Consider the following 26,286-nt stretch of genomic DNA (forward strand, 5'->3'; position numbering starts at 1 on the left):
TCGCTCCTACAACTGCCCAGCCATCGTCATCTGTCCGTCACAGACCATCCGTAGTGTGGAAGGCCATAGCAGGGACGATGGGCGGAGGCAGGATCAGCCTCCAATTCTTCCGGGGCGGTGGCGAAGGCCATCGCCCTTCTGCTTTGTCAGGCCCCGCGCACGTCGGCGACCGCGGCGCGCATGCGGGCGATGACATCCGCATAGTCCGGGGCATTGAAGATCGCCGAACCGGCGACGAAGGCATCGGCGCCCGCCGCCGCGATCTGGCCGATGTTGTCCGCCTTCACGCCGCCGTCGATTTCCAGGCGGATGTCCCTGCCGGTCTTGTCGATCATCGCGCGCACGGCGCGCAGCTTGTCCAGCGCCGAGGGGATGAAGGCCTGCCCGCCGAAGCCCGGGTTCACCGACATCAGCAGCACCAGATCAAGTTCCGGCAGCACCCAGTCCAGCACCTCGACCGGTGTACCGGGGTTGAGCACCAGGCCGGCCTTGCAGCCCAGCGACTTGATCAGCTGGATGGTGCGGTGCACGTGCCTGGAGGCTTCGGGATGGAAGCTGATGATGCTGGCCCCGGCCTCGGCGAAATCCGGCACGATCCGGTCCACCGGCTCCACCATCAGGTGCACGTCGATCGGCGCGGTGACGCCATGCTTGCGCAGCGCGCTGCACACCATCGGCCCGATGGTCAGGTTGGGCACGTAGTGGTTGTCCATCACGTCGAAGTGCACCCAGTCGGCGCCGGCCTTCAGCACGTTGTCGACTTCCTCGCCCAGGCGGGCGAAGTCGGCGGACAGGATGGACGGGGCGATGATGCAGTTCGACATGGAGGGGCTCACTTGCGTTTGCGCAGGGTCTTGATGCGGTCGTAGGCGGCATTGATCTCGCCGGCCTTGCGTTCGGCCTGGCGGCGCAGGTCTTCCGCCGCGCCGGCCATCTTGTCGGGGTGGTACTGTGAGATCAGGCGGCGATAGGCCTGGTCGATCTCGGCGTCGCTGGCATCGCTGGTCAGGTCGAACACCCGGTAGGGATTGTCGCGGCTGAGCCTGAACCAGTCCTCGTCGAAGGCATGGCCGATGATCAGTCCCACCAGTCCGCCCAGCGGGTGGCGCATCAGCAGCCAACCGGCCACGAATCCCAGCAGTTTCCCGTACCAGCGCTTCATCCGGCCCGCCTTCTTCAGCAAGTGGGGCATTTTACGGCACACACGGGCCCCAAGCGCCGTACACTACGCGGCCCGGTCCGGTACCTGGCCCCGCAGCAGCGGGTGAAGGGCCACCCCGGGGCACGGGCGCACGGCCTGCCGCACGCCCCACGACGCTGTACGCCTCGCTGGTTTCCGGAACTCCCCAAGGAGTGTTTGTGCCCACGACGTTGCTCCAATCCGATCTGCCCGGCCTCACCCTGCGCCACCGCGGCAAAGTCCGCGACGTGTTCGACCTGCCCCGCGATCGCCTGCCCGCCGATGCGCCCGAGGGCGACTGCCTGCTGATGGTGGCCACCGACCGCCTGTCCGCGTTCGACGTGGTGCTGCCCGACCCCATTCCCGGCAAGGGCGAGATGCTCTGCCAGATCTCCAACTTCTGGTTCGCCAAGACCGCTCACCTGATGCCCAACCACCTGACCGGCATCGATGTCGCGTCGGTGCTGCCGGCCGGCGTGGATGCGTCGCTGTACGCCAGGCGCGCGGTGGTGACGAAGAAGCTCAAGCCCGTGCCGGTGGAAGCCATCGCCCGCGGCTATCTGATCGGCAGCGGCTGGAAGGACTATCAGCGCACCGGCAAGGTCAGCGGGATCGTGCTGCCCGACGGCCTGCGCCAGGCCGAAAAGCTGGCCGAGCCCATCTTCACCCCGTCCACCAAGGCCGCCGTGGGCGACCACGACGAGAACATCGACTTCGACGCCATGGTGAAGACCGTGGGCGCGGAACTGGCCGAGCGCGTGCGCGATGCCACCCTGCGCATCTACCGTTTCGCCGCCGACTTCGCCGCCGAGCGCGGCATCCTGCTGGCCGACACCAAGTTCGAGTTCGGCACGGACGAGGACGGCCGCCTCTACATCATGGACGAGATGCTGACGCCGGATTCCTCGCGCTACTGGCCTGCGGACCAGTACGAGGTGGGCACCAGTCCGCCGAGCTACGACAAGCAGTTCGTGCGCGACTACCTGGAGACGCTGGACTGGAACAAGACGGCCCCCGGCCCGTCGTTGCCGGCCGAGGTCATCGAGCGCACGCGCGCCAAGTACGCCGAGGCGCTGCAGAAGCTGGCCGGCATCACCGTCGACTGAGCGTACGCGGGCCTGTAGGTGGGGGCCTACGGACCGGCTTGCCACGGCCAGACCGCGCGAGAGCATCGCGGGCGTGGCCCGCTCCTACAGAACGGGCTCTGTACGGCCAGGCCGCGCAAGGGCATCGCGGGCATGGCCGCTCCTACGATGTTGCGATGGCCGGCCCGCCCGTCCCGTCCGGGCTGGGGTATGCTCCATACCCTGCCGCATTGCCATCCTCGGGAGGGATGAATGAACGCGACCGCGCAACGCCCGGTGGACCGCTGGTTCGCCAGCTATTCCGGCGACCACCAGAACGACACCAACCAGCTGATCCACGTCTTCGCCGTGCCGACCATCCTGTGGACGGTGGTCGCGCTGCTGTGGTGCATCCCGGTGTTCGGCACCTGGGTGAAATCGGGCGCGTGGGCGGCCCTGGCGATGTTCGCCGCCTGGATGTACTACTACAGGCTCTCGCGTCCGCTGGGCTTCGGCATGCTGGCCATCTTCATCGCGATGGCCTGGCTGACCCGCTGGCTGGAAGCGCTGCTGGGCCTGCAGAACCTGTTCTTCCTCGCCATCGCCGTCTTCGTGCTGGCCTGGATCGCACAGTTCATCGGCCACAAGATCGAAGGCAAGAAGCCCAGCTTCCTGACCGACCTCACCTACCTGCTGATCGGGCCGGCGTGGGTGCTGAGCAAGTTCTACCGGAAGATGGGCTGGAAGTATTGAGGGTGGAGCCGGGCTTGCCCGGCCGACGCCGGGCCGGGATGGCATGGACTCCACAGGAACCGCGCGGCAGGCTCCGCTCTACGGGCCGACCGCCCGCGCATCCACGATGAAGGAACGCGGTACATAACCGAAGTCGTGGAATGCCGGCGCCGCATCGAACACCAGATCTTCGCGCATGCGCGCCACGGCATCATCTGTCAGGCCCCGCATCATCCCGGCTTTGCGGGCCAGCCACAGTGCCGCCTTGAACACGGGCATCGGCACTTCCCGCAGTTTCGCCGGAGGGTCCAGCGCGGCCAGCGTGCGTGCCACCATCTCGCGGTAGGCCAGTGTTTCGCCCCCGGGCAAGGCATATGCCTGCCCATGCGCGGCGGACGCATCCACTACTGCCAGCGCGGCGGACGCGAGGTCGTCGACATGCACCGGCTGGCGTTTCCCGTAAGCACCCCGCGGCAGCACAAAGAAGCCCAAGCGCCTGCCCATGGCCGCGATGCGTGCCAGCGTGCGGTCGCGCCCCGCGCCATAGACCAGGGTCGGACGCAGCAATGTCGCCGCCGCCCCGTTGGCCAGGGCGGTGTCGAAGACGATGCGCTCGGCTGCCTGCAACCGCGCGACGATGTCGCGTTCGTAGGCATCGGCCGAGGCCTGTTTCGTATCCAGGCTGGTGGAACCGAAAGCCACCACGCGCCGCGTGGCGACCTGCCCGTGCGCGTACCACTGCGCGAAGCCGTCCAGCGGCCCGGTGCTGAACACCACGTCGACCGCCTCGGGAAGACCGTCGATGCCGGCGAACCCGCCCGTCAGCCAGGTCACCCGGGCCGCCGGCGGATGCGGCGTGCGCGACACCGCGAACACCTGCCATCCCTCGCCCGCCAGGCGCGCCAGCAACGCTTGCCCGATCTGGCCGCTGGCACCGAACACCAGCGCCGTGCGCGTCGGCGCGTCAGGCATCCGGGCGGGCGTCTTCGCCGACCGCATCGATCGGCTGCGGCGGTTCGCCGCCCGGCATCGGCGGCCGCTCGGCCATGTGCAGCGACAGCGCCGCCTTCGCCATCAGGTGCGCACTGATCGGCGCGGTGATGAAAAGGAACGCGGTGATCAGCAGTTCGCGCGGCTGCGGATCGGTGCCGCCCAGCGCGTGGTACCCCACCGAGGCGATCAGCACGCAACCCACGCCCAGCGTGCTGGCCTTGGTCGGCCCGTGCAGGCGCTTGAAGAACTCCGACAGCTTCACCAGGCTGAAAGAGCCGACCAGGATGAAGAAGCTGCCCACCGCCAGCAGCAGCACCAGCAGGACGGCGAAGACCCAGCTCATTCGACGATGTCCCGGCGCAGCACGTACTTGCTCAGCACCACCGTGCCCACGAAGCCCAGCATGGCGATGACCAGCGCCGCTTCGAAGTACACCGCCGTGCCCAGGTACATGCCGAACAGCATCAGCTGCGCGATCGCGCAGACATACAGGGTGTCCAGGGCGAGGATGCGGTCCGGCACGCTGGGGCCGCGCACCAGCCGGTACAGCGCCAGCAGCATGGCCACGCCGACCACGTGCATGGCGCCGATCACCGCGTACATCACCAGGGCCTGCGGGGTCATGGGAAGATCTCCATCAGCGGTACCTCGTAGCGCGTCTTGATCTGCCGGACCACGGCATCGGCATCGTCCAGGTTCAGGACGTGCACCAGCAGGTGGCGCCGGTCGTCGGACAGGGCCGACGACACCGTGCCCGGCGTCAGCGTGATGATGCTGGTCAGCGCGGCGATGCCGTGGATGTTGCCGATGTCCAGCGGCACCCAGATGAAGCCCGGCCGGATCTTCCGCTCCGGCCCCAGCACCTGCAGGGCGACGGTGACGTTGGCCTGCACGATGTCCCACAGCAGCACACCCAGCATGCGCGGCACGCTGCGCAGCCGGCCGATGCGGGCGAACTCGCGGTCCAGCCGCGCCGCGAACGGCGGGATCGCCAGCGCCAGCACCAGCGCCATCGCCACCTGGCCGACGCTGATTTCATCGTTCATCAGCAGCCAGAAGCAGAACACCGTCGCGCTCAGCGGCAACGACGGCAACCAGCGCTTGCGCCACGTCCCGGCCATGCTCAGGGCTCCCTCAGGATCGGCAGCGCGGCACGCACCTGTTCCACATAGTCGCCGGGCGACAGCAGCTGCGCGGCGGTGGCGCGCGCGTAGTCCAGCACCGGGGCGGCCGCCACCACCAGCGCCAGGCCATAGGCGAGCAGCAGCACGATGGCCGCCGTTTCCAGCGGGCGCGACGGCGCGGGCGCCATCTCGTGCTCGGGCGTATAGGCTTCCAGCCGATGCTGCCCGGCGTCCGGCCACGGCGCCACGCGCCAGAACAGCCGCGTGCCCGCGCGCGCCAGCCCGACCAGCATCAGGAAACTGGTGGCCAGCACCAGCAGCCACACCCACAACGTGCGCGGACCGGCCGGCACGGCCTCCAGCAGCAGCAGCTTGCCGACGAAGCCGGACAGCGGCGGCAAACCCGCCAGCGACACCGCCGCCACCAGGAACAGCAGGCCCGGCACGGTCTTGTCCGGCAACGCCGCGATCACGTCCTTGCGGTCGCCTGCACTCCCGCGACGACGGCGGATCAGGTCGGCCAGCAGGAACAGAGCCGCAGCGGCGAAACTGCTGTGCACCAGGTAGTACAACCCCGCGCCCACCGTGCCCTCTGTTCCCAGCGAGAACGCGATGAACAGCGTGGCCGCCGACCCCAGCACCAGATAGGCCGCCAGCGCGCGCAGCCGCGTGGCCGCCAGCACCCCCAGCGACGCCAGCACGAGCGTGGCCGCCCCAAGGACCAGCAGCGCCGGCCAGGCGAAGCCATCCAGCGGCCCCGTCGCACCGAAGGTCAGCGTGCCCAGCCGCACTACCGCATACAGGCCCACCTTGGTCATGATGGCGAACAGGCCCGCCACCGCGGCCGGCGCGTGCGTATAGGTCTCGGGCAGCCAGAAGTACATCGGCAGCAGCGCGGCCTTGGCGCAGAACACCACGAACAGCAGGCCGGCCGCCGCCTGCACCAGCGCCACGTCGCCCGCCGACAGACCGGCCACGCGCACCGACAGCTCGGCCATGTTCAACGAGCCCAGCAGGCCGTACAACAGGCCCAGCGCGATCAGGAACAGCGTCGATGCCGCGATGTTGAAGGCGACGTAATGCAGGCCGGCACGCATGCGCTCGCCGCGACCGCCGCTGAGCATCAGCCCGTAGGAGGAGATGAGCAGCACTTCGAAGAACACGAACAGGTTGAAGATGTCGCCCGTCAGGAACGCCCCGTTCAGGCCCATCAGCTGGAACTGGAAGAACGCATGGAAATGCGGCGCGCGACGGTCCCAGCCAGCGCATGCATGCAGCAGGCACCCCGCGCCGAGCAGCAGCCCCACCAGCACCATCAGCGCCGACAGGCGGTCCACCATCAGCACGATGCCCAGGCGCGCCGGCCAGTCGCCCAGCAGGTACACCGAGACCTCGCCGGAGGCCGCCGACGCCACCAGCACGCACGCCACGGCCAACATGGCCGCGAGCGAGGTCCACGCGACGATGCGCTGCGGCACCATGCCGAACCGGCGATGCTCGAAGAACAGCGCGATCGACGCGGCGAACAGCGGGATCAGGATCGGCAGGGCCGGCAGGTGGTTCATGCGCGCGGCTCCGCCTCGTCGGCCCTGGCGACGTCGCGGGCCTGCTCGTGCCGGCGCTGTTCGCTGGCAAGGAAATCGCGCTCGGCCTTGTAGCCGTCCACGTGGTCGCTGTCGTTGTCGCCGCGGCTGCGGATGGCCAGCACCACGGTCACCGCGGTCATCGCGAAGGCGATCACGATGGCGGTCAACACCAGCGCCTGCGGCAGCGGGTCGGTGTAGTTCGCCAGCGTCGGCGCCACGCCCTCGCGCAGCACCGGCGGCTTGCCGGGCACCAGGCGACCGCCCGCGAAGATCAGCAGGTTGGTGGCGTACGACAGCAGCGTCAGCCCCAGGATCACGTCGAAGCTGCGCGCGCGCAGCAGCAGGTACACGCCCGCGGCGGTGAGGATGCCGATCGCGCTTGCCATCGCCAGTTCCATCAGCGCAGCTCTCCGGTGCGGGTGGAGCGCTCACCCGGTTCCATCACGCCCAGGTGCGATACGCGCGTGCGCGACGGGCGGATGGTGCCCATCATCGACAGGATCAGCATGGCGCCGCCGAACACCACCAGGTACACGCCGGTATCGAAACCGATGGCGCTGGCCAGCGGCACCGTGCCTATCAGCGGAAGTTCCAGGTCCAGGTGCCCGCTGGTCAGGAACGGCACGCCGAAGGCCATCGAGGCCACCCCGCTCACGCCGGCCACGATCAGGCCCGCGCCGACGCACCGCACGTAGTCGAAGCCGAAGCGCGATTCCACCGAGGCCGCGCCCTGGATGACGTACTGCACCAGCAGCGGCACCGCCAGCACCAGCCCCGCGATGAAGCCGCCGCCCGGCGCATTGTGGCCGCGCAGGAACAGGAACACCGACACCGTCAGCGTCAACGGGAACATGATCTGCGCCAGGTCCGCGGGGACCGGCAGCTTCACCGGCGGACCGGACATCACCTTCTCCGGCGCCATCCGCGCACGCCGCAGCAGCGCATGCACGATCAGCGCTGCGATGCCGAACACGGTGATCTCGCCGAAGGTGTCGAAGCCACGGAAATCCACCAGGATCACGTTCACCACGTTGGCGCCATAGGCTTCCGGCAGCGAACGGGCCAGCAATTCGCCGCTGATCGTATCGCCCGGCCGCGTCATCACCTGGTAGGCCAGCAGGCCCACGCCGGTGCCCGCGACCAGCGCCACCGCGATGTCGCGCAGGCGCCGCCGCGGCGTGCGCTCCGGCGGCGAGCGCGGCGGCAGGTAGTGCAGGCCGAGCAGCAGCAGGACCAGGCTGACCATTTCCACCATCAGCTGGGTCAGCGCCAGGTCCGGCGCGGACAGGAACACGAAGGCCAGGCTCACCATCAGGCCGGCGCCGCCCAGTACGACGACCGCCAGCAGCCGCTGCCGGTACAGCCGGATCGTCCAGACCGCACAGACCACCAGCACCGCCCACAACAGCCAGCCCAGCAGCGGCATCGGCTGCGGCGCGCGCCATTGCAGCGCCGACGCGTCGGTACCGGCGAACGGGGCGGCACCGGCCGCGGCTGCCGCCAGCACCAGGCACAGCAGGCTGCGCTGCAGGCTGCCGTTGGCCAGTGTGTCGGTGAACCGGCCGGCCAGCGCGTACAGCGCCTCCATGTTCCAGCGGAACACCTTGCGCCCCAGCGAGCGGCGCACGATGGCGTGCAGGTCGAACAGGCGCCGCAGTCCGAAATACAGCGCGATGCCGCCCGCGATGCCGGCCAGGCTCATCAGCAGCGGCGTGTTGATCCCGTGCCACACCGCCAGGCTGTAGTCGGGCATGGCCTCGCCGAGGATCGCGGCGGCGCCCGCATGCAGCACCGGCGCCACCGTCCACGCCGGGAACATGCCCACCGCCACGCACAGCACCACCAGCACTTCCACCGGGATCTTCATCCAGCGCGGCGGCTCATGCGGCGTCACGTCCAATGCGCGCGGCCCGCTGCCGAAGAACGTCTCGTAGACGAACCGCAGGCTGTAGGCCACACCGAACATGCCGTACAGCAGCGCCGCCACCGCGATGCCGTCGCGCATCGCACGATGCCCGGGGATGTCCAGCGCTTCGGCGAAGAACATCTCCTTGGACAGGAAGCCGTTGAGCAGCGGGATGCCCGCCATCGCCAGCGACGCGATGATCGCCAGCGCACTGGTCCAGGGCATGTAGCGGCGCAGGTTGCCCAAGCGGCGGATGTCGCGCGTGCCGGTCTCGTGGTCGATGATGCCGGCCGCCATGAACAGCGAGGCCTTGAACGTGGCGTGGTTGAGGATGTGGAACACGCCCGCGACCACCGCCATCGGCGTGGAGATGCCGAACAGCAGGGTGATCAGCCCCAGGTGCGAGATGGTCGAATACGCCAGCATCCCCTTCAGATCGTGCTGGAAGATCGCATGCCAGGCGCCGACCAGCAGGGTCAGCGCGCCGACGGTGCTGACCACGTAGAAGAACAGGTCCGTGCCCGCCAGCGCCGGGTGCAGGCGCGCCAGCAGGAACACGCCCGCCTTCACCATGGTGGCCGAGTGCAGGTAGGCCGACACCGGCGTGGGCGCGGCCATCGCGTGCGGCAGCCAGAAGTGCAGCGGGAACTGCGCGCTCTTGGTGAACACGCCCGCCAGCACCAGCGCCAGCGCCCAGGGATACAGCGCGTTGCCGCGGATCAGTTCGCCCGAGGCCAGCACCACGTCCAGGTCGTAGCTGCCGACGATGCGCCCGAGCAGCAGCACGCCGCCCAGCAGGGCCAGCCCGCCGGCGCCGGTGATGGCCAGCGCCATCCGTGCCCCTTCCCGCGCGTCCTGGCGATGCGACCAGAATCCGATCAGCAGGAACGAACTGATGCTCGTCAGTTCCCAGAACACCACCAGCAGCAGCAGGTTGCCGGCCAGCACCACGCCCAGCATCGAGCCCATGAACAGCAACAGGGAGGCGAAGAACCGCGGCGCGCTGTCCTTCCGGCTGAGGTAATAGTGCGCATACACCACCACCAATCCGCCGATCGCCAGCACCAGCCCGGCGAACATCCACGCCAGGCCATCCAGCCGCAGGGTGAACGCCAGGCCGATCTGGGGAATCCAGGCGTGGTCCGCACGCAGGTCCCACCCTTGCAGCACGCTCGGCGTCATCCATGCCAGCAGCAGCAGGCCCAGCAGCGGCGCCAGGCCGGCCAGCCATGCGGTGGCGCCGCGCGGAAGGCCGCGCGCCAGCGCCACCGCCAGCGCCAGGACGAACGGCAGCGCCAGCAGGATTTCAAGGAAAGGGATCATCAACCGCCTTGCGTTGCAGGGAATGCGTCATTCGCGAGCAATCGCCCCGAGTTTAACAAACCCGTTCACACCTGCCTGAGCCTCCGTTCAGTCAGGCGAGCAGCGCGATCTCCAGCACCACCCATCCCGCGAAGGCGGCCAGCAACAGGCCACCTTCCACGCGGCTGATGCGCGGGTCGCCGCGCAGCATCGGGTACAGCACCAGCACGAAGGCGATGGCGGCGGGCAGTTCCAGCCGGACGAAGGATTCCGGCAGCGCCATGGGACGGAAGGCCGCCATGCCGCCCACCACCACCAGCAGATTGAACAGGCTGGAACCGATGACGTGCCCGGCCACCATGTCGCCCTGCCCGCGCCGCGCCGCCATCGCGGCGGCGGCGATCTCCGGCAGCGCGGTGCCGATGGCCACCGGCAGCAGGCCCGTCAGCAGCGGCGAAAGGCCCCAGTGGGCACCGATCACCGGCGCGCCCTGCACGACGAAGCGCGCGCCGTAGTAAAGCAGCGCAGCGGCCACCGCGAAGCGCAGCAGGTTCATCCACAGCACGGTGCGCGTGGCGGCGAACGCCTCCAGTTCCGCGCGCACGTCCGCGTCTTCGCGCGATGCGCGCGCCAGCAGGAACGCCAGGGCCGCCACGAATCCCAGCAGCAGCGCCATGCCTTCGCCCCGCCCCACCACGCCGTCCAGGCCGAACACGATGAGGGCCAGCGACGCCAGCGCCAGCAGCACCAGCAGGGGTGAAAGCACCCGCATCCGCACCAGGATCGGCGCGGCCACAGCGGCCAGCCCCAGCGTCAGCGCGAGGTTGACGATGTTGCTACCCACCGCATTGCCGAGGGCGAGTTCCTGGGAACCCACCCACACCGCGCGCGCGTTGACCGCCAGCTCAGGCAGCGAGGTGCCGAAGGCGATCAGCAACAGGCCCGCCACGAACGGCGAGGCCCCGATGCGCTGCGCCAGGCCCGATGCGCCCTTGACGATGGAGTCGCCGCCCAGCGCCAGCAACAGCAGCCCCAGCGCGAAGTATCCCCAGGCTTCCATCATCGCCCCGCCCTCCCCTCGTGGATGGCAGGGATTCTATGCCGCCCCGCTTGCTCAGGAACAGCCTTCCACGTACTCCACCTGCGGCGACAGGCCCACGCGCCACGAAGTGACCTTGCCGGCCGCGTCGGCTTCGAACACCAGTTTGGTCGGCGCCACATCGCCGGCGTCCATGGACAGGTACTGGCCACCCTGCGTGTACTTGTGCGGCGACGCCTTCAACGCGCCACCGTACAGCTTCTGCAAGTCCTCCACGCTCATGCCCACCTTGCCACCGCCGGGTGCGGTTTCCTTGTCGGTGCCCACGTCATAGCGGACGAACTTGCCTTCTTCCATCATGAAGGCGAAATCGGCGGGGCGGCTGATCCACTTCGGCCACAGATAGTGGCAGGTCGTGCCTTCCATCGGTGCGCCGTTCAGTTCGCCGCCCCAGGCAGCGCGCGCCTCCTCGACGGTGCTGCCCAGCTTCATGTCGCCGTAGCCCAGGAAGCTCGCTTGGCTGACCGGTCCGGCCGGCGCCGCCGTGTCGTCGGCCGCAGGCGTGGGCGCGGGGGCTTCGGCCATCGGCGTGGCGGTCGCGGTGGTCTGCGGTTCGGGCGCGGGCGCGGCGGCCTGTTCGCGCTGGCACGCGGACAACAGCGTGACCGCCATCACGAGGGGCAACAACGACTTCATCGGCTCTCTCCAGTGCACAAACCTGAATCGTAGCGTCGCGGCGTTAAGTCGCCGCGAATGCCGCTGTCATCGGCACTTCATCACCGCCGCCTAGCCTGCGCGCGCACTCGCCCTCCGCCCGCCATGCGCCCCACCAAGACCGACCTCGCCCGGCAGACGCTGCAGACCCATACGGGTGCGCTGGGCATGCGCGAGCGGCGCGCACTGATCCTGTGCGACGGGCAGCGCGACCTCGCCGAACTGGTGCGGCTGCTGGGACAGGACGCGCCGCTGCTGGTGCAACGCCTGGTTTCGGCAGGCTATCTGGTGGCGCCTCCCGCGCAGCGGGCGCCGCACGCATCGCCGCATCCGGGCGCCCCCTCCACCGGTACGCGCCGCTCGCTCGTGGCGGCCAAGGTCTATCTGTCGGGCATGCTGGAACTGCAGCGCGACCCCACGGCCGCGCACCATCGCGACCGCCTGCAGGCACGCCTGGACGATGAGACCCTGCTCGATGCGCTGGCCGACGCGTACCGGTTCCTCGAGGGCCGCGTGGCGTCCACGCTGGCCGGCCGCATCCGCGAGCGTCTGTTCGAAGCGCTGCCGCCCGAGCCGCTGCAGCGCATGCAGGCCCTGCTGGACGCCCGCGCCGATGCGTCCCTGTCCTGACGGACCTCAGGCCTGCGGCGGCGCGAAGTGCTTGCGCAGACCGGCCCAGCAGGCCTGGTAGTCGCGTTGCCGGTGCGGCGCCTCGATCGCCTGGCGGGTAGGACGGATCACCGCGCGCGTCTCGAACATGAACGCCATCGTGTCGGTGATGACGTCCGGCTTGGACAGGTCCGCGTTCGACGCCTTCTCGAACGTCGCCGCATCGGGGCCATGACCCGTCATGCCGTTGTGCAGCGACGCGCCGCCCGGCGCGAAGCCCTCGGCCTTGGCGTCGTACACGCCGTGGATCAGCCCCATGAACTCGCTGGCGATGTTGCGGTGGAACCACGGCGGACGGAACGTGTCCTGCGCCACCAGCCAGCGCGGCGGGAAGATCACGAAATCCATGTTGCCCACGCCCGGCGTGTCGCTGGGCGAGGTCAGCACCAGGAAGATCGAGGGGTCGGGGTGGTCGTAGCTGATCGAGCCCAAGGTGTTGAAGCGGCGCAGGTCGTAGCGGTACGGCGCATAGTTGCCGTGCCAGCCCACCACGTCCAGCGGCGAATGGCCGATGTCCGCGCGCCACAGATGGCCCTGGAACTTGGCGATCAGTTCGAACCCGCCTTCCATGTCCTCGTAGGCGGCGACCGGCGTTTCGAAATCGCGGGGATTGGCCAGGCCGTTGGAGCCGATGGGCCCCAGGTCCGGCAATCGCAGCGCCGCACCGAAGTTCTCGCAGAGATAGCCGCGCGCCTCACCATCGGGCAACTCGACCAGGAAACGCACGCCCCGCGGAATCACCGCGATCTGCTGCGGTTCGATGTCGAGCACGCCGAACTCGGTGGCGATGCGCAGGCGCCCCTGCTGCGGCACGATCAGCAACTCGCCATCGGCGTCGTAGAAGTAGCGCCCCTGCATCGACCGGTTGGCCGCATACAGGTGGATGCCGACGCCATGCTGACCCTCCGGACCGCCATTGCCCGCCATGGTGTACAGGCCGTCGACGAAGTCCGTCGGCGACTCCGGCATGGGCAGCGGCGACCAGCGCATCTGGTCCGGCGACACCGGTCCGGCGCTGAAATCGCTGTGCAGGCGGTGCTGCGCGTAGGGCTGGAACGGCCCGTGCATCGCCGCCGGGCGGATGCGGTACAGCCAGCTGCGCCGGTTCTCCGCCCGCGGTGCGGTGAAGGCCGTGCCGCTGAGCTGTTCGGCATACAGCCCGTGCGCCACCCGCTGCGGCGAGTTGCGGCCTTCTGGCAGGGTGCCCGGTATCGCCTCGGTGGCGAAGTGGTTGCCGAAGCCGGTCTGGTAGGCGGAGTTGCCGGTCGCCATGGTCGTGTTCCTGTAGGAGCGGGCCATGCCCGCGATGCTTTCACGCCTGCTGTGATCCAAGGGCCCGCGGGCATGGCCCGCTCCTACGGAAGCTACTACAAGACCCCGCGCTTCATCTGGTCGCGCTCGATGCTCTCGAACAGCGCCTGGAAGTTGCCTTCGCCGAAGCCTTCGTTGCCCTTGCGCTGGATGATCTCGAAGAAGATCGGGCCCAGCGCGTTCTGGGTGAAGATCTGCAACAGCTTGCGCTGCTTGGTCTCCACGTCGGCGTCGATCAGGATCCTGTTGCGCGCCAGCCGCGCCACGTCCTCGCCGTGGTTGGGAATACGCTGGTCGATCACCTCGAAATAGGTGTCCGGGGTATCCAGGAATTCCACCCCGGCCGCGCGCATCTGTTCCACCGTGGTGTAGATGTCCTCGGTGAAGCAGGCGATGTGCTGGATGCCCTCGCCCTTGTAGGCGTCCAGGTACTCGTTGATCTGGCTCTTCGGGTCGCTGGACTCGTTGAGCGGGATGCGCACCATGCCGTCCGGCGCGGTCATCGCCTTGGACAGCAGGCCGGTCTTGGCGCCCTTGATGTCGAAGTAGCGGATCTCGCGGAAGTTGAACAGCCGCTCGTAGTAGTCCGCCCACTTGGCCATGTTGCCGTGGTAGAGGTTGTGGGTCAGATGATCGATGAAGGTCAGCCCGAAGCCCTTCGGCATCAGGTCCACGCCGGGCAGGTATTCGTAGTCCGGATCGTGGATGGTGCCCTTGTCGTCGTAACGGTCGACGATGTACAGCATGCAGTCGCCGATGCCCTTGATGACCGGCGCGGCCACGGCCTTGGTCAGTTCGTCGGCGGCGTCGAAGGACTCGGCGCCGTTCTTCAGCGCCTGCACGCGCGCCCATTCGGCCAGCTTCTTCACCCGGATCGCGAAACCGCAGGCGCTGGGCCCGTGCTGGGCCGCGAAGCGGGCGGCGAAGGAGTCCGGATCCTCGTTGATCAGGAACGTGCAGTCGCCCTGGCGGTAGGTGCTGATCGGCCGCGTCCTGTGGCGCGCGACCTGGACGAAGCCCAGCTTGCGGAAGTAGTCGTGCAGATGGTGGGCCTGCCCCGCGGGCGCGGCGAACTCGACGAATTCGAAGCCGTCGATGCCCATCGGGTTGTCGAACGTCGTGGGCTGCATGCCCAGGTTGGGTTGTGCGTTCATGGGGCACCTCGCTAGGCTTGCCGGAATAAGTCCCAATATAGTTTCAGCTGAAACCACCCACAAGTAGCAGCGCAGCATGAGCGAACCCGCCACCCCCGCCGTCCACGCCGACTTCGACCTCGACCGCCTGTTTTCCTACCGGCTGAGCGTGCTGTCCAACCGCATCAGCGGGGCGATCTCCCGCGAGTATCACCGCCGTTTCGGCCTGGCGATCACCGAATGGCGGGTCATGGCGGTGCTGGGGCGCTTCCCGGGCCTGTCGGCCGGCGAGGTGGCCGCCCGGACCGCGATGGACAAGGTGGCGGTCAGCCGGGCGGTGGCCCGCCTGCTGGAACGGGCGCTGATCCAGCGCGAGATCCACGGCGACGACCGCCGCCGCTCGGTGCTGGCGTTGACCGACGAAGGCTTCCGGGTCTACGACGAGGTGGCGCCGATGGTCATCGAGTACCACCAGCGCATGCTGGAACCGTTGACCGAGGAAGAGCGGGCGATGCTGGACCGGCTGATCGACAAGCTGGCCGGGGAAGGCGTCAGGCGCATCGAAAGCTGAGCGGCGCAGGCCCGGATACGAAGAACGGCGGCCGATGGCCGCCGTTCTCACTGGATTCCCGCCTGCGGGGATGACGCATCGGCAAAGGCGCGCCCGCCGGGCGCGCGCCGATGCGTCACTTGACGCCATGCATGAGTCGTTGGACCAGCGGAGCCACCAGGAACAGCAGCACGCCCGATCCCACCAGCGCCCAGAAGCCGAACGTATAGCCGGCATGCGCGGACTGCACGGTCATGCCGCCCTCGCCGCTGACGCGGCCGGCGAAGATGCCCGCCAGGTTGTTGCCGATGGCGATCGACAGGAACCAGCAGCCCATCGCCATGCCCGCCAGGCGCGACGGCGCCAGCTTGGTCGTCATCGACAGGCCGATCGGCGACAGGCACAGCTCACCGACGGACTGGATGACGTACACCATGAACAGCGTCCAGAACGGGATCTTGCCGTCGCCGTCGACCAGGCTGGACAGCGCGTACATCAGCAGCAGGAAGGCCAGGCCGTTGAAGATCAGGCCCAGGCCGAACTTGCGCGGGATGATCGGGTTGTTCTTCCCCATCTTCACCCACAGCCAGGCCAGCACCGGTGCCAGCGCGATGATCGCCACCGAGTTGACCGACTGGAACCACGACACCGGGAAGTCGCTGGTGCCGGCGAACGCCTGGAAGAAGCCTTCCATGCCGATGTTGCGGTCGACGATGCGGTCGGCCAGGAAGTTGAACGAACTGCCCGCCTGCTCGAAGAACATCCAGAACAGCACGTTGAACACGAAGATCACCAGCATCGCCACGACCTTGTCGCGCGCCACCTTGCCCTCGCGCAGGCCCTCCACCACCAGCATGACCGCCGGGATCACGAACAGCGCCATCAGGATGGCCTGCAGCAGGTTGGCGTCGATGGTCAGCAGGGCGTAGAACATGGGGATGCCGATCGCCGCGCCGAACAGCACGACCAGGCTGACGTTGCGCATCCCGGTCTGGTGCTCGGCCGGCAGGCCGATGCCCTGCAGCTGCCTGCGGCCGAACCAGAACCACACCAGGCTCAGCAGCATGCCCACGCCGGCGGCGATGAAGACCACCTTGTAGGCCGGCATGTCCTCGATGCCGAACACCTTCTTGGCCAGGTACTGGGTGACGATCGGGGCCAGCAACGCGCCGATGTTGATGCCCATGTAGAAGATGGTGAAGCCCGAATCGCGCCGCGCATCGCCCTGCGCGTACAGCTTGCCCACCATGGTGGAGATGATCGGCTTGAACAGGCCGTTGCCGACGATGATCGTGGCCAGCCCCAGCTTGAACATCGCCTCGCTCGGCAGCGCCAGCAGGAACAGGCCGGTGGACATGAACACCGCGCCCAGCAGGATGGAACGCTGGAAGCCGATCAGCTTGTCGGCCACGTAGCCGCCGAAGATGGCGCCGGCATAGACCAGCGCCAGGTAGGCGCCGTACAGCTCGCTCGCGGGTTTCTCGCCGCTGGCATCGCCCCCGTGGAACTGCGCCACGATGTACAGCACCATCGCCCAGCGGATGCCGTAGAACGCGAAGCGCTCCCAGAATTCGGACATGAACAGCATCCACAGCGGACGCGGATGTCCCAGGACTTGCTTGAATTCCGGTATCCGTTCCGGCGTTGACGTGTCGACGGCTCCGCTCATGCGGGCTCCCCCTAGAGTGTGGTTCAGGATTTCGGTTTCCCGTGCAACCGGCACGGAACGGGCGAGGATCACCGAGACGGCCAGCCCCCGTCAAATCGATGAAACAGGGGCCCGAAGGCGTCGATTCTGCCTGTTCAGCCATGCAAATAGCTGATTGCAAAGCATTTTGCTGCGTGACGCGGGCGCTGGGACGCGCCCGCTTTGCGCGCCCTCAACGCGGCCGCAGGTAGCGCGCATCGTCGAACGTGCTGCACCACTGCGGTCGGTAGACCACGATCAGCGCCATCGCCCCACCCGTCAGGAACGCCTCGCCGAACATCATCAAGGGCGTGGCCAGCAGGTAGAACCCGGCGCCCGGCAGCCCCAGCCAGGCCGCGGCCAGATACTTGCCCAGGTTGCTGGCCGCGATGGCCAGCGCGCCGCCCAGGAAGCCCTGCACCAGCACGTACACGAACAGGTTGGGCGGCAAGCGGCGTTCGCAGAGCCGCGACCAGGCCCAGCCCAGTGCCACCGGCACGGCCGCCGTGGCCAGGAAATCCGGACCGGGTCCCAGCCACGCGTAACCGAACGGCCAGGCCACCAGCGAGGCGACCGCCAGCGCCCACAGGGCGAACACCGGGCCGAACATCAGCACCGCCACCATCGCGCCGGTGAAGTTCAGCTGCACGCCGGCCAGGCCATGGGTGTTGAACACGCGCAGCAGTACCAGCGCCATCGTCGCCATGCCCAGCACGCGCTGGGCCTCGGGATCGCCCCGCAGCTTGTGCCAGGGCAGCCGGGGCACGGCCAGCGCCAGGACCGCCAGCGCCACCGCGCCCGCCAGCCACTGCAGCGCCGCCATCGCATCCATCGGTCAGCGGCCGGGCCCGATCGAGGTACGCACGTCGAACAGCTCCGGAAAGAACGTCAGTTCCAGCGCCTGGCGCAGGAAGCCCACGCCGCTCGACCCGCCGGTGCCGCGCTTGAAGCCGATGATGCGCATCACCGTGCGCATGTGGCGGAAGCGCCACAGCTGGAACTGGCTTTCCAGGTCCACCAGGTCCTCGCACAGCGAATACTCGCGCCAGTAGCGGTCGGTGTCCTCGTAGATGGCCTCGAACACCGGCAGCAGCGCGGCGTCGGCGGCGTGCGACTGCCGCCAGTCGCGCTGCAGGTGCTGCGCGGGGATGGCGTGGTCCCAGCGCGCCAGGTACATCAGGAATTCGTCGTACAGGCTGGGCGCGTCCAGCACGGCTTCCAGCCCGGCATGGCCTTCGGGGTCGTGGGCGAACACCTTCAGCATCGCCGCGTTCTTGTTGCCCAGCAGGAACTCGATGGTGCGGTACTGCAGCGACTGGAAACCCGAGGACGGGCCCAGCAGGTCGCGGAAGCCCATGTATTCCGATGGCGTCAGGGTTTCCAGCACCGACCACTGCTCGGTCAGCTGGCGCATCACCTGCTTGGCGCGCGCCAGCACCTTGCGGCACTGCCACACCTGGTCGCGCTGCAGGAAGCCGGTGGCGGCCCGCAGCTCGTGGATCATCAGCTTCATCCACAGCTCCGACACCTGGTGCTGCACGATGAACAGCATCTCGTCGTGGTGCGGCGGATCCGACACCGGGTGCTGCGCCGACAGCAGCCGCTCTAGCTGCAGGTAGCCGCCGTAGCTCATGCGGCCTGACAGGTCGGTATGGATGCCCGCCTCCAGCGGGCGCTCGTTCTTTTCTACGGCCATCCGTCGATCAACCGGGGGCGCCGCGGGACGCAGCGGGGGCGCCAGCGTAACCGATGGCGGTGGCCCACCCCGGCAAGGCGATGGAAAACCGGCACTTATGTCATGCCCATGCAATGCGTGTACCACAGGCTTGGGCTACATTGCGCCGGCCGGGGGCGGATCCGCCCCCGACAGGGGGCGGCATCCAATCCACTGAGGGAGAACCCGTTACATGGAAATGCCACGGGGCCGCCTTGCGGCCGTGTTCGCGTCTTTCGCCTTGCTCTTCGCCGCGTCGTCGGTGCAGGCACAGGTGGTCATCAGCCAGGTCTACGGCGGCGGCGGCAACAGCGGCGCCACGCTGAAGAACGACTTCATCGAGTTGCGCAACAACGGCCCCACCGCGGTCGACCTGACCGGCTGGAGCGTGCAGTACACCTCCTCCGCGGGCACCTCCTGGGGCAGCCGCACCAACCTCAGCGGCAGCATCCCGGCCGGTGGCTTCTACCTGATCCAGCAGGCGCAGGGCGCCGGCGGCACGGTGGACCTGCCCACCCCGGATGCCACCGGCACCATCGCGATGAGCGGTACCGCCGGCAAAGTGGCGCTGAGCCGCAGTACGACGGCGCTGACGGGCGCCTGCCCGACCGCCGACGCGAACGTGGTCGACTTCGTCGGCTTCGGCAGCGCGGCCAACTGCTTCGAAGGCAGCGCACCCACCGGCACGCTGAGCAACACCACCGCCGCGCTGCGCGGTGGCGATGGCAGCATCGACACCAACAACAACGGCGCGGATTTCGCCGTGGGCGCGCCGAACCCGCGCAACAGCGGCGCCGAGCCGCCGGAACCGCCGGATCCGCCGCTGGCGCTGACCATCGCCCAGATCCAGGGCAGCGGCCTGCTGTCGCCGCATGACGGCAAGCGCGTGGTGACCGAAGGCATCGTCACCGCGCTCAAGTTCAACAACGGCTTCTTCCTGCAGGCCGCCAACGACGATGGCGACCCGGCCACCTCGGACGGCGTGTTCGTCTTCACCAGCAGCGCACCGCCGGCCACCGCCGCGGTGGGCAACCGCGTGCGGGTGACCGGCACGGTGGAGGAATACACCCCCTCGTCCAACCCGCACCAGCTGGCGATCACCGAAATCGTCACCCCGACGGTGGAAGTGCTGGAGACCGGCGTCGCCCTGCCCGCGGCGATCGAGCTGACCGCCGCCGAACTGGCGCCCGACGCCCTGCCCGGCACGCTGGAGCGGCTGGAGGGCATGCGCGTGAGCGTGGCGCAGTCGGTGGTGATCGCCGCCTCCGGCGGCAGCCTGGACGAGAACGACGCGCTGGCGTTCAGCGATGGCGTGTTCCACGTCGCCCTGCCGGGCGTGGCGCGTCCGTTCCGTGAGCCCGGCATCGCCGTGATGGATGCCATCAGCCTGCCCGCCGGCAAGAACCCGCCGCGCTTCGACACCAACCAGGAACGCCTGATGGTGCGCAGCCGCGGCCAGGTCGGCGCGCAGCCGCTGTCGGTCGACACCGGGGCGGACGTCGCCGGCCTGCTGGGCGTGCTGGACTACTTCGCCGGCACCTGGGCGCTGCTGCCCGACGTGGCCACGCCGCCGACCGTCACCGGTGGACGCCTGCCCGAAGCCGTCAACGACGCCAGCTACGACGAAGTCACCGTCGGCAGCTTCAACCTGCTGCGTCTGTTCGACGAGGTCAACGACAGCAACGGCGCGGTGACGCTGACGCCGGAAGCGCTGGACAAGCGCCTGGCCAAGGCCGCGCTGGCGATCTGCGACTACCTGAAGGCCCCGGATATCCTGGGCACGGTGGAAGTGGAAAACCTGCGCGTGCTGCAACTGCTGTCCGAGCGCATCGACGCCACCTGCGCCGCGCGCCCGGGCTATGTGCCGTACCTGCAGCCGGGCAACGACGTGGGCGGCATCAACGTCGGCTTCCTGGTCAGCTCGCGCCTGACCGCCGACGGCCTGCCGCGCGTCGAGGTGCTGGACGTGGCCCAGTTCGGCAAGGAGACCACCCTGGCCAATCCGAACGGCACCACCAGCCTGCTCAACGACCGTCCGCCGCTGCGCCTGCGCGCCCGCGTCCACCAGGACGCGACCTCGAGCTATCCGCTGACGGTCATCGTCAACCACCTGCGCTCGCTCAACGACATCAACGACACCCTGCCCGGCAGCAGCGGCTGGGCCACCGGCGGCGAGCGCGTGCGGGTGAAACGCGGCGCCCAGGCCGTCTACCTGGCGCAGCTGGTCCAGGAGATGCAGCAGGCGAACCCGGACGAGAAGATCGTGCTGGTCGGCGACTTCAACGCGTTCGAGTTCAACGACGGCTACGTGGACGTGATGGGCATCATCCGCGGCGACGCCGCAGCGGAAGACCAGGTGCTGACGTACATGCCCAGCCCGGTCACCACGCCGCTGGTCGACGGGTCGCAGCTGATCGCCGATCCCGCGCAGCGCTACTCGTATTCGTTCGAGGGCAATGCGCAGACGCTGGACCACGTGCTGGTCAACGAATCGCTGGTGATGGACGCCGCGCTGCGCGTGGACCATGCGCGCATCAACGCCGACTTCGGCGTGGACAACTTCGGCGATGCCACGCTGGCCGTGCGCTCGTCCGACCACGACCCGGTGCGCCTGAGCATCCGCGTGCCGTCCTTCGCCCGCGCCGACCTGTCGGCCACGGTGTCGGCCGACCGCAGCAGCGCCAGCGTCGGCGAGACGGTGCGCTACACCGCCACCGTCCGCAACGCCGGTCCCGGCGCCGCGGCGCCCGCGGCGTTCGCCTTCGTGTTCTCGGCCGAACTCGCGCCGTCGCTCAGCGCGCTGCCGGCCGGCTGGAGCTGCGACGCGGCAGAGCTGACCGCCGGCACCACCCGCGTGGCCTGCACCACGCCGTCGCTGGCGGTGGGCGCGGAAGCGTCGTTCGCGATCGATGCCATCGTGCCGGCCAGCGCCGCGGGCGCCACGCTCGGCCTGGGCGTGTCGGCCAACTCCAGCGTGCTCGACCCGGCCAACGGCGACAACACCGCGGCCGTCTCGGTGGCCGTGGCCGCGCTGCCGCAGACCCGCGCCGACCTGTCGGTGAAGCTGCTGGGCGCCGCCCTGCCGCTGCGTCGCGGCACCATCGCCACGCTGCTGGTGCCGGTGCGCAACGCCGGGCCGGACCAGGCCGAGCAGGTGACGGTGCGGCTGACCAGCAATGTCGATGCCCGCTACGCCGCCGTGGCCGCGCCCCGCGGCTGGTCCTGCACCCGCGTGCAGGACACCGCGGAAGGCGCCGCCGCCGACTGCAGCCGCCACGGTGCCATGCCGCGCGGCGTGCAGACGCTGGCCTTCGCGCTGGTGGTGCCGGGCAAGCCCAAGCGGGGCACCCAGCTGGAGTTCGGAGCGACCGTCAACAGCGCCACGACGGATCCGGACCCCACCAACAACCACGACCGGCTGGTCCAGCGCATCCGCTGAACTTTCCCGCCATCGTGGGGTCGACAGGGGCGCGGGTGACCGCGCCCCTTGTCGTTTGCGCAGCCCGCGACGCGCATCACGTCGGAGCAGCGGCGGACTGACACCGAACGACAGCCGCCAAGCTCCTGTTTGCGCACCGGTTTCGCCGCTGGGCCCGCGCCATCCACCCCCGTCTTGTTGCATTGCACGACAGCTGCAGGGCGCCCAGCTCCTAAAATTACATCTGAAACCAATTCCGCTATCGACGAGAACACCGTCCCGATGAGCATCGCCGCAACTTTCGAGATCGAATACCTCCAGTACCTGGGCCCCGACGGCACCCTGGTGCGCGACGACCTGCCCGAGGCCGGGCGCGACATCGTCCGCCTGCGCGAACTGTTCAAGCAGATGCTGTTCGTGCGCACCTTCGACACCAAGGCCATCGCGCTGCAGCGCACCGGCAAGCTGGGTACCTACGCCGCCTGCCTGGGCCACGAGGCCACCCACGTCGGCATCGGCGCCTCGATGCGCCCGGGCGACGTCTACGCGCCCAGCTACCGCGAGTACGGCGCCATGTTCATGCGCGGGGTGAAGCCGCGCGACGTGCTGATGTACTGGGGCGGCGACGAGCGCGGCAGCGACTTCGACCGCGACAGCGACGCACGCAGCGACTTCCCGTTCTGCGTGCCGATCTCCACGCAATGCCTGCATGCCGCTGGTGCGGCGCTGTCGTTCAAGCTGCGCAGGCAGCCGAACATCGCGGTGGCGACCTGCGGCGACGGTGGTTCGTCGAAGACCGATTTCTACGCCGCGCTGAATTCCGCCGGCGCCTACGAGCTGCCGCTGGTACTGGGCGTGATCAACAACGGCTGGGCGATCTCGGTGCCGCGCAGCGCGCAGACCGGTGCGCAGACGCTGGCGCAGAAGGGCCTGGCCGGTGGCCTGCACTGCCTGCAGGTCGACGGCAACGACCTGATCGCCGTGCTGGAAGGCATGCGCCGCGCCAGCGAGCGCGCCCGCAAGGGCCAGGGCGGCACGGTGATCGAATTCGTCACCTACCGCCTGTCCGACCACACCACCGCCGACGATGCCCGCCGCTACCGCGACGACGCCGAAGTGAAGGCCGGCTGGGAGCGCGAACCGATGACCCGCCTGCGCGCCTGGCTGACCGCGCAGGGCGCTTGGAGCGGGGCCGACGAGGCCGCGTGGAAGGAGGAATGCGGCGCACGCGTGGACGAGGAGGTCAACGCCTACCTCAACACGCCGGTGCAGCCGGTCGAGGCGATGTTCGACTACCTGTACGCCGATCCGCCGCCGGAACTGCTGCAGCAACGCGCCGCCGCCATCGCCGCGGAGGCCCGCCCGTGAGCACCGTGATGAAACCCGAAGACAAGACCGTGGGAGCGACGTCGGTCGCGAAAGCCGACGCCGTGGCGACGCCGACCGCCATCACCCTGATCGAAGCCATCACCCAGGCGCTGGCCTGGGAGATCGCGCACGACGAGTCCGTGCTGGTGCTGGGCGAGGACGTGGGCGTGAACGGCGGCGTGTTCCGCGCCACCGCGGGCCTGCAGCAGAAGTTCGGCCCCGAGCGCGTGCTGGACACGCCGCTGGACGAAACCACCATCGCCGGCCTCACCGTCGGCCTGGCCGCGCAGGGCATGAAGCCGGTCGCCGAAGCCCAGTTCGACGGTTTCGTCTATCCGATGGTCGACCACATCATCTGCCACGCCGCGCGCCTGCGCACCCGTACGCGCGGCCGCCTGCACTGCCCGATGGTGCTGCGCGTGCCGTGGGGCGGCGGCATCCGCGCGCCCGAGCACCACAGCGAGGCCAACGAAGCCATCTTCACCAACGTGCCCGGCCTGCGCGTGGTGATGCCGTCCTCGCCGCAGCGCGCCTACGGCCTGCTGCTGGCCGCGATCCGCGACCCGGACCCGGTCATCTACATGGAACCCAAGCGCATCTACCGCCAGTACAAGGAAGTGGTCGCCGACGACGGCGAAGCGCTGCCGCTGGACGTGTGCTTCGTGCTGCGCGACGGCACCGACGTGACCCTGGTGACCTGGGGCGCGCAGGTGAAGGAAACGCTGGAGGCCGCCGACAGGCTGGCCGGCGAAGGCATCAGCGCCGAAGTCATCGACGTGGCGACGCTGCGCCCGCTGGACTTCGACACCATCGCCGAGTCGGTGGCCAAGACCGGCCGCTGCGTGATCGTGCACGAAGCGCCGCGCACCGCCGGCTTCGGCGCCGAGATCGCCGCGCGCCTGGCCGAGCAGTCGATGTACGACCTGCTGGCGCCGGTGGAGCGCGTCACCGGCTACGACACCCACATCCCGCTGTTCCGCCTGGAAATGAAGTACCTGCCCAGCGTCGACAAGATCGTCGCCGCGGCCAGGCGGGCGATGGCGAACGGCTGATGCGCGCCCGCGTCGTCCGCGATTACCGCACGCAATACGCGAACCCCATCCGGTTCGCGCGCGGCGACGTGGTCGCGCTCGGCGCGCGCGACACCGAATGGCCGGCCTTCGCCTGGGCCACCACCGGCGACGGCAATGCCGGCTGGGCGCCGGTGGACTGGCTGCAGCCGCGGGACGACGGCCACGCCGTCGCCCTGCGCGACTATTCCGCGCAGGAACTGGACGCGCGGGCAGGCGACACTGTGGCGCTCGGGCACGAACTGGGCGACTGGTGGTGGTGCACGCACGCGGACGGCCGCAGCGGCTGGCTGCCGGCGCGCGACCTGCAACCGATCAACGAAACGACTTCCGAAGAGACATCCGAATGAGCGAGAGCAAGACCTTCCACCTTCCCGACCTGGGCGAAGGCCTCCCGGACGCCACCATCGTCGAATGGTTCGTCAAGGAAGGCGACGTGATCCGGCTGGACGAACCGCTGGTGTCGATGGAGACCGCCAAGGCCGTGGTCGAGGTGCCCTCGCCCGTCTCCGGCAAGGTGGTGAAACTGGCCGGCGCCGCCGGCGATGTGGTCGTCACCGGCAGCATGCTGGCCGTGTTCGAGCCCGACGCCAGTCTGCCGCAGCGCGCGGAAGGCCAGGACACCGGCCACCACCATGGCCCGCCGAAGTCCGCTGTGGTGGGAGCGACGTCAGTCGCGAATCCGGCATCGGATGCTGCCTCCATCGCCACTGACGCCGCTCCCACGGAGGCCGACGCCGGCACCGTCGTCGGCGCCATGCAGTCCTCGAACGCCGTGCATACCGAACAGGCGATCGCCGTGGGCGGCGTCAAGGCCATGCCGGCCGTGCGCGCGATGGCCAAGAAGCTGGGCGTGGACCTGGCCCGCGTGCACGCCAGCGGCGCCGATGGCGCGGTGACGATGCAGGACGTGAAGCAGGCCGCGGCCGACGGCTCGGCGCGCGGCGCCACGGCGCCCGCCCCTGCCCCCGCCCGCAACATCGCTCCCGCTGCCGCGCCGGCACCCCTGGCCACCCCGCAGCGCACCGCCCTGTCCGCCAGCGGCAAGCCCATGCGCACGCAGCCGCCGGGCGTATCGGTCAGCGGCCAGCCGGAACAGCTCAAGGGCGTGCGCCGGAACATGGCGCGCGTGATGGCCGACGCCCACGCCAAGGTCGTGCCGACCACGCTTAGCGACGACGCCGACATCCACGCCTGGACACCCGGCAACGACATGACCGGCCGCCTCGTCCGCGCCATCGTCCGCGCCTGCAGGACGGTGCCGGCGATGAACGCCTGGTTCGATGGCGAAAAGCTCACCCGCACCCTGCACCCGCACGTGGACATCGGCATCGCCGTGGACACCGACGACGGCCTGTTCGTCCCGGCGCTGCGCAATGCGGACCTGCTGGAGGCCAGCGGCGTGCGCGAGAGCATCAACCGCCTGCGCGCGCAGGTGGAAGACCGCAGCATCCCGTCCTCGGAACTGACCGGCTACACGATCTCGCTGAGCAACTTCGGCATGTTCGCGGGCCGCTACGCCACGCCGGTGGTGGTACCGCCGTGCGTGGCCATCGTCGCCGCCGGCCGCGCCCGCCACCAGGTCACCCCGGTGATGGGCGGTTTCGAATCGCACAAGGTCATCCCGCTGTCGGTGACCTTCGACCACCGGGCATGCACGGGCGGCGAAGCCGCGCGCTTCCTGAAGGCGCTGATCGACGACCTGGCCCTGCCGGGCTGACCGCTG

25 protein-coding genes are annotated in these 26,286 nt (G+C 69.1%); 9 read left to right on the plus strand and 16 right to left on the minus strand.

The genetic code is table 11. From position 1 onward, the window contains the following. Positions 1-146: 146 nt before the first annotated feature. Both rpe and MUU77_RS15655 read right to left on the minus strand, forming a co-directional pair. Positions 147-824, minus strand: a complete 678-nt coding sequence (gene rpe / locus MUU77_RS15650; protein ID WP_245088681.1) for a ribulose-phosphate 3-epimerase — start codon at positions 822-824, stop codon at positions 147-149. Between the two features lie 8 nt (positions 825-832). Further along, positions 833-1,162 (minus strand): DnaJ domain-containing protein, encoded by a 330-nt coding sequence (locus tag MUU77_RS15655; protein ID WP_245088684.1) that lies wholly within the window; start codon positions 1,160-1,162, stop codon positions 833-835. A gap of 197 nt (positions 1,163-1,359) precedes the next feature. Between MUU77_RS15655 and MUU77_RS15660 the strand changes: the two genes are divergently transcribed. Further along, positions 1,360-2,286 carry a phosphoribosylaminoimidazolesuccinocarboxamide synthase gene (locus MUU77_RS15660; RefSeq protein WP_245088687.1) on the plus strand — a complete coding sequence of 309 codons (927 nt, stop codon included), beginning with the start codon at positions 1,360-1,362 and terminating at the stop codon, positions 2,284-2,286. Positions 2,287-2,517: 231 nt separating this feature from the next. Beyond that, positions 2,518-2,997: an Mpo1-like protein gene (locus MUU77_RS15665; protein ID WP_245088690.1), complete on the plus strand. Its 480-nt coding sequence runs from the start codon at positions 2,518-2,520 to the stop codon at positions 2,995-2,997. Between the two features lie 78 nt (positions 2,998-3,075). Here MUU77_RS15665 and MUU77_RS15670 read toward each other — a convergent pair whose 3' ends face one another. The 9 genes from MUU77_RS15670 to MUU77_RS15710 all read right to left on the minus strand — a co-directional run bounded on the left by MUU77_RS15670 (position 3,076) and on the right by MUU77_RS15710 (position 11,622). After that, complete coding sequence (locus MUU77_RS15670) at positions 3,076-3,948, minus strand: NAD-dependent epimerase/dehydratase family protein (RefSeq protein ID WP_245088693.1); 873 nt, start codon at positions 3,946-3,948, stop codon at positions 3,076-3,078. After that, positions 3,941-4,312 (minus strand): Na+/H+ antiporter subunit G, encoded by a 372-nt coding sequence (locus MUU77_RS15675; RefSeq protein ID WP_245088696.1) that lies wholly within the window; start codon positions 4,310-4,312, stop codon positions 3,941-3,943. Before MUU77_RS15675 ends, MUU77_RS15670 begins: the two co-directional genes overlap by 8 nt. Next, a complete protein-coding gene (locus tag MUU77_RS15680; protein WP_245088699.1) occupies positions 4,309-4,593 on the minus strand; it encodes a K+/H+ antiporter subunit F in 285 nt (94 codons plus the stop codon). The genes MUU77_RS15675 and MUU77_RS15680 overlap by 4 nt, the downstream gene beginning before the upstream one ends. Next, positions 4,590-5,090 (minus strand): Na+/H+ antiporter subunit E, encoded by a 501-nt coding sequence (locus MUU77_RS15685; protein WP_245088702.1) that lies wholly within the window; start codon positions 5,088-5,090, stop codon positions 4,590-4,592. The genes MUU77_RS15680 and MUU77_RS15685 overlap by 4 nt, the downstream gene beginning before the upstream one ends. A gap of 2 nt (positions 5,091-5,092) precedes the next feature. Beyond that, entirely contained in the window at positions 5,093-6,658 is a 1,566-nt protein-coding gene (locus tag MUU77_RS15690; protein WP_245088705.1) for a monovalent cation/H+ antiporter subunit D, read from the minus strand. Continuing rightward, positions 6,655-7,077: a Na+/H+ antiporter subunit C gene (locus tag MUU77_RS15695; protein WP_245088708.1), complete on the minus strand. Its 423-nt coding sequence runs from the start codon at positions 7,075-7,077 to the stop codon at positions 6,655-6,657. The genes MUU77_RS15690 and MUU77_RS15695 overlap by 4 nt, the downstream gene beginning before the upstream one ends. Next, the gene (locus tag MUU77_RS15700; RefSeq protein WP_245088712.1) at positions 7,077-9,908 is read right to left on the minus strand and encodes a monovalent cation/H+ antiporter subunit A; all 2,832 of its coding nucleotides are present in this window, start codon (positions 9,906-9,908) and stop codon (positions 7,077-7,079) included. Before MUU77_RS15700 ends, MUU77_RS15695 begins: the two co-directional genes overlap by 1 nt. A gap of 91 nt (positions 9,909-9,999) precedes the next feature. Continuing rightward, a complete protein-coding gene (locus MUU77_RS15705) occupies positions 10,000-10,950 on the minus strand; it encodes a calcium/sodium antiporter (protein ID WP_245088715.1) in 951 nt (316 codons plus the stop codon). Between the two features lie 51 nt (positions 10,951-11,001). Beyond that, positions 11,002-11,622, minus strand: coding sequence for a lectin (locus MUU77_RS15710; protein ID WP_245088718.1), 621 nt, complete (start codon positions 11,620-11,622; stop codon positions 11,002-11,004). A gap of 123 nt (positions 11,623-11,745) precedes the next feature. Here MUU77_RS15710 and MUU77_RS15715 point away from each other — a divergent pair, with 123 nt between their 5' ends. Then, on the plus strand, positions 11,746-12,270 hold the full coding sequence (locus tag MUU77_RS15715; RefSeq protein WP_245088721.1) for a hypothetical protein: 525 nt from the start codon (positions 11,746-11,748) through the stop codon (positions 12,268-12,270). Positions 12,271-12,276: 6 nt separating this feature from the next. Here MUU77_RS15715 and hmgA read toward each other — a convergent pair whose 3' ends face one another. Both hmgA and hppD read right to left on the minus strand, forming a co-directional pair. Beyond that, entirely contained in the window at positions 12,277-13,581 is a 1,305-nt protein-coding gene (hmgA, locus tag MUU77_RS15720; protein ID WP_245094577.1) for a homogentisate 1,2-dioxygenase, read from the minus strand. A 95-nt stretch (positions 13,582-13,676) separates the two neighbouring features. Further along, on the minus strand, positions 13,677-14,774 hold the full coding sequence (gene hppD / locus MUU77_RS15725) for a 4-hydroxyphenylpyruvate dioxygenase (protein ID WP_245088725.1): 1,098 nt from the start codon (positions 14,772-14,774) through the stop codon (positions 13,677-13,679). Positions 14,775-14,850: 76 nt separating this feature from the next. Between hppD and MUU77_RS15730 the strand changes: the two genes are divergently transcribed. After that, positions 14,851-15,324, plus strand: a complete 474-nt coding sequence (locus MUU77_RS15730; RefSeq protein WP_245088728.1) for a MarR family transcriptional regulator — start codon at positions 14,851-14,853, stop codon at positions 15,322-15,324. Between the two features lie 115 nt (positions 15,325-15,439). On the opposite strand, the gene MUU77_RS15735 is transcribed toward MUU77_RS15730, so the two are convergent. The 3 genes from MUU77_RS15735 to MUU77_RS15745 form a co-directional block, all read right to left on the minus strand. Continuing rightward, positions 15,440-16,972, minus strand: coding sequence for an oligopeptide:H+ symporter (locus MUU77_RS15735; RefSeq protein WP_245088731.1), 1,533 nt, complete (start codon positions 16,970-16,972; stop codon positions 15,440-15,442). A gap of 211 nt (positions 16,973-17,183) precedes the next feature. After that, on the minus strand, positions 17,184-17,813 hold the full coding sequence (locus tag MUU77_RS15740; RefSeq protein ID WP_245088734.1) for an energy-coupling factor ABC transporter permease: 630 nt from the start codon (positions 17,811-17,813) through the stop codon (positions 17,184-17,186). A gap of 12 nt (positions 17,814-17,825) precedes the next feature. Then, positions 17,826-18,686 carry a tryptophan 2,3-dioxygenase family protein gene (locus MUU77_RS15745; protein ID WP_245088737.1) on the minus strand — a complete coding sequence of 287 codons (861 nt, stop codon included), beginning with the start codon at positions 18,684-18,686 and terminating at the stop codon, positions 17,826-17,828. Positions 18,687-18,897: 211 nt separating this feature from the next. Here MUU77_RS15745 and MUU77_RS15750 point away from each other — a divergent pair, with 211 nt between their 5' ends. From MUU77_RS15750 to MUU77_RS15770, 5 genes are all read left to right on the plus strand, one after another. Beyond that, positions 18,898-22,143, plus strand: a complete 3,246-nt coding sequence (locus tag MUU77_RS15750; RefSeq protein WP_245088740.1) for a lamin tail domain-containing protein — start codon at positions 18,898-18,900, stop codon at positions 22,141-22,143. Positions 22,144-22,404: 261 nt separating this feature from the next. Beyond that, positions 22,405-23,490: a pyruvate dehydrogenase (acetyl-transferring) E1 component subunit alpha gene (gene pdhA, locus MUU77_RS15755; protein ID WP_245088743.1), complete on the plus strand. Its 1,086-nt coding sequence runs from the start codon at positions 22,405-22,407 to the stop codon at positions 23,488-23,490. Between the two features lie 8 nt (positions 23,491-23,498). Beyond that, the gene (locus MUU77_RS15760) at positions 23,499-24,542 is read left to right on the plus strand and encodes an alpha-ketoacid dehydrogenase subunit beta (RefSeq protein ID WP_245094580.1); all 1,044 of its coding nucleotides are present in this window, start codon (positions 23,499-23,501) and stop codon (positions 24,540-24,542) included. Beyond that, positions 24,542-24,910 (plus strand): SH3 domain-containing protein, encoded by a 369-nt coding sequence (locus tag MUU77_RS15765; RefSeq protein WP_245088746.1) that lies wholly within the window; start codon positions 24,542-24,544, stop codon positions 24,908-24,910. The genes MUU77_RS15760 and MUU77_RS15765 overlap by 1 nt, the downstream gene beginning before the upstream one ends. Continuing rightward, positions 24,907-26,280 carry a dihydrolipoamide acetyltransferase family protein gene (locus MUU77_RS15770; protein ID WP_245088748.1) on the plus strand — a complete coding sequence of 458 codons (1,374 nt, stop codon included), beginning with the start codon at positions 24,907-24,909 and terminating at the stop codon, positions 26,278-26,280. Before MUU77_RS15765 ends, MUU77_RS15770 begins: the two co-directional genes overlap by 4 nt. Positions 26,281-26,286 lie beyond the last annotated feature (6 nt).

The sequence above is a fragment of the Pseudoxanthomonas sp. F37 genome, from assembly GCF_022965755.1.
In the GTDB taxonomy this organism is placed as follows: domain Bacteria; phylum Pseudomonadota; class Gammaproteobacteria; order Xanthomonadales; family Xanthomonadaceae; genus Pseudoxanthomonas_A.

Excerpts from the sequence above, each read along its gene's own strand:
- rpe (WP_245088681.1), bottom strand. The coding sequence starts at position 824 with ATGTCGAACTGCATCATCGCCCCGTCCATCCTGTCCGCCGACTTCGCC.
- MUU77_RS15655 (WP_245088684.1), bottom strand. The coding sequence starts at position 1,162 with ATGAAGCGCTGGTACGGGAAACTGCTGGGATTCGTGGCCGGTTGGCTG.
- MUU77_RS15665 (WP_245088690.1), top strand. The coding sequence starts at position 2,518 with ATGAACGCGACCGCGCAACGCCCGGTGGACCGCTGGTTCGCCAGCTAT.
- MUU77_RS15670 (WP_245088693.1), bottom strand. The coding sequence starts at position 3,948 with ATGCCTGACGCGCCGACGCGCACGGCGCTGGTGTTCGGTGCCAGCGGC.
- MUU77_RS15675 (WP_245088696.1), bottom strand. The coding sequence starts at position 4,312 with ATGAGCTGGGTCTTCGCCGTCCTGCTGGTGCTGCTGCTGGCGGTGGGC.
- MUU77_RS15680 (WP_245088699.1), bottom strand. The coding sequence starts at position 4,593 with ATGACCCCGCAGGCCCTGGTGATGTACGCGGTGATCGGCGCCATGCAC.
- MUU77_RS15685 (WP_245088702.1), bottom strand. The coding sequence starts at position 5,090 with ATGGCCGGGACGTGGCGCAAGCGCTGGTTGCCGTCGTTGCCGCTGAGC.
- MUU77_RS15690 (WP_245088705.1), bottom strand. The coding sequence starts at position 6,658 with ATGAACCACCTGCCGGCCCTGCCGATCCTGATCCCGCTGTTCGCCGCG.
- MUU77_RS15695 (WP_245088708.1), bottom strand. The coding sequence starts at position 7,077 with ATGGAACTGGCGATGGCAAGCGCGATCGGCATCCTCACCGCCGCGGGC.
- MUU77_RS15700 (WP_245088712.1), bottom strand. The coding sequence starts at position 9,908 with ATGATCCCTTTCCTTGAAATCCTGCTGGCGCTGCCGTTCGTCCTGGCG.
- MUU77_RS15705 (WP_245088715.1), bottom strand. The coding sequence starts at position 10,950 with ATGATGGAAGCCTGGGGATACTTCGCGCTGGGGCTGCTGTTGCTGGCG.
- MUU77_RS15710 (WP_245088718.1), bottom strand. The coding sequence starts at position 11,622 with ATGAAGTCGTTGTTGCCCCTCGTGATGGCGGTCACGCTGTTGTCCGCG.
- MUU77_RS15715 (WP_245088721.1), top strand. The coding sequence starts at position 11,746 with ATGCGCCCCACCAAGACCGACCTCGCCCGGCAGACGCTGCAGACCCAT.
- hmgA (WP_245094577.1), bottom strand. The coding sequence starts at position 13,581 with ATGGCGACCGGCAACTCCGCCTACCAGACCGGCTTCGGCAACCACTTC.
- hppD (WP_245088725.1), bottom strand. The coding sequence starts at position 14,774 with ATGAACGCACAACCCAACCTGGGCATGCAGCCCACGACGTTCGACAAC.
- MUU77_RS15730 (WP_245088728.1), top strand. The coding sequence starts at position 14,851 with ATGAGCGAACCCGCCACCCCCGCCGTCCACGCCGACTTCGACCTCGAC.
- MUU77_RS15735 (WP_245088731.1), bottom strand. The coding sequence starts at position 16,972 with ATGAGCGGAGCCGTCGACACGTCAACGCCGGAACGGATACCGGAATTC.
- MUU77_RS15740 (WP_245088734.1), bottom strand. The coding sequence starts at position 17,813 with ATGGCGGCGCTGCAGTGGCTGGCGGGCGCGGTGGCGCTGGCGGTCCTG.
- MUU77_RS15745 (WP_245088737.1), bottom strand. The coding sequence starts at position 18,686 with ATGGCCGTAGAAAAGAACGAGCGCCCGCTGGAGGCGGGCATCCATACC.
- MUU77_RS15750 (WP_245088740.1), top strand. The coding sequence starts at position 18,898 with ATGGAAATGCCACGGGGCCGCCTTGCGGCCGTGTTCGCGTCTTTCGCC.
- pdhA (WP_245088743.1), top strand. The coding sequence starts at position 22,405 with ATGAGCATCGCCGCAACTTTCGAGATCGAATACCTCCAGTACCTGGGC.
- MUU77_RS15760 (WP_245094580.1), top strand. The coding sequence starts at position 23,499 with ATGAAACCCGAAGACAAGACCGTGGGAGCGACGTCGGTCGCGAAAGCC.
- MUU77_RS15765 (WP_245088746.1), top strand. The coding sequence starts at position 24,542 with ATGCGCGCCCGCGTCGTCCGCGATTACCGCACGCAATACGCGAACCCC.
- MUU77_RS15770 (WP_245088748.1), top strand. The coding sequence starts at position 24,907 with ATGAGCGAGAGCAAGACCTTCCACCTTCCCGACCTGGGCGAAGGCCTC.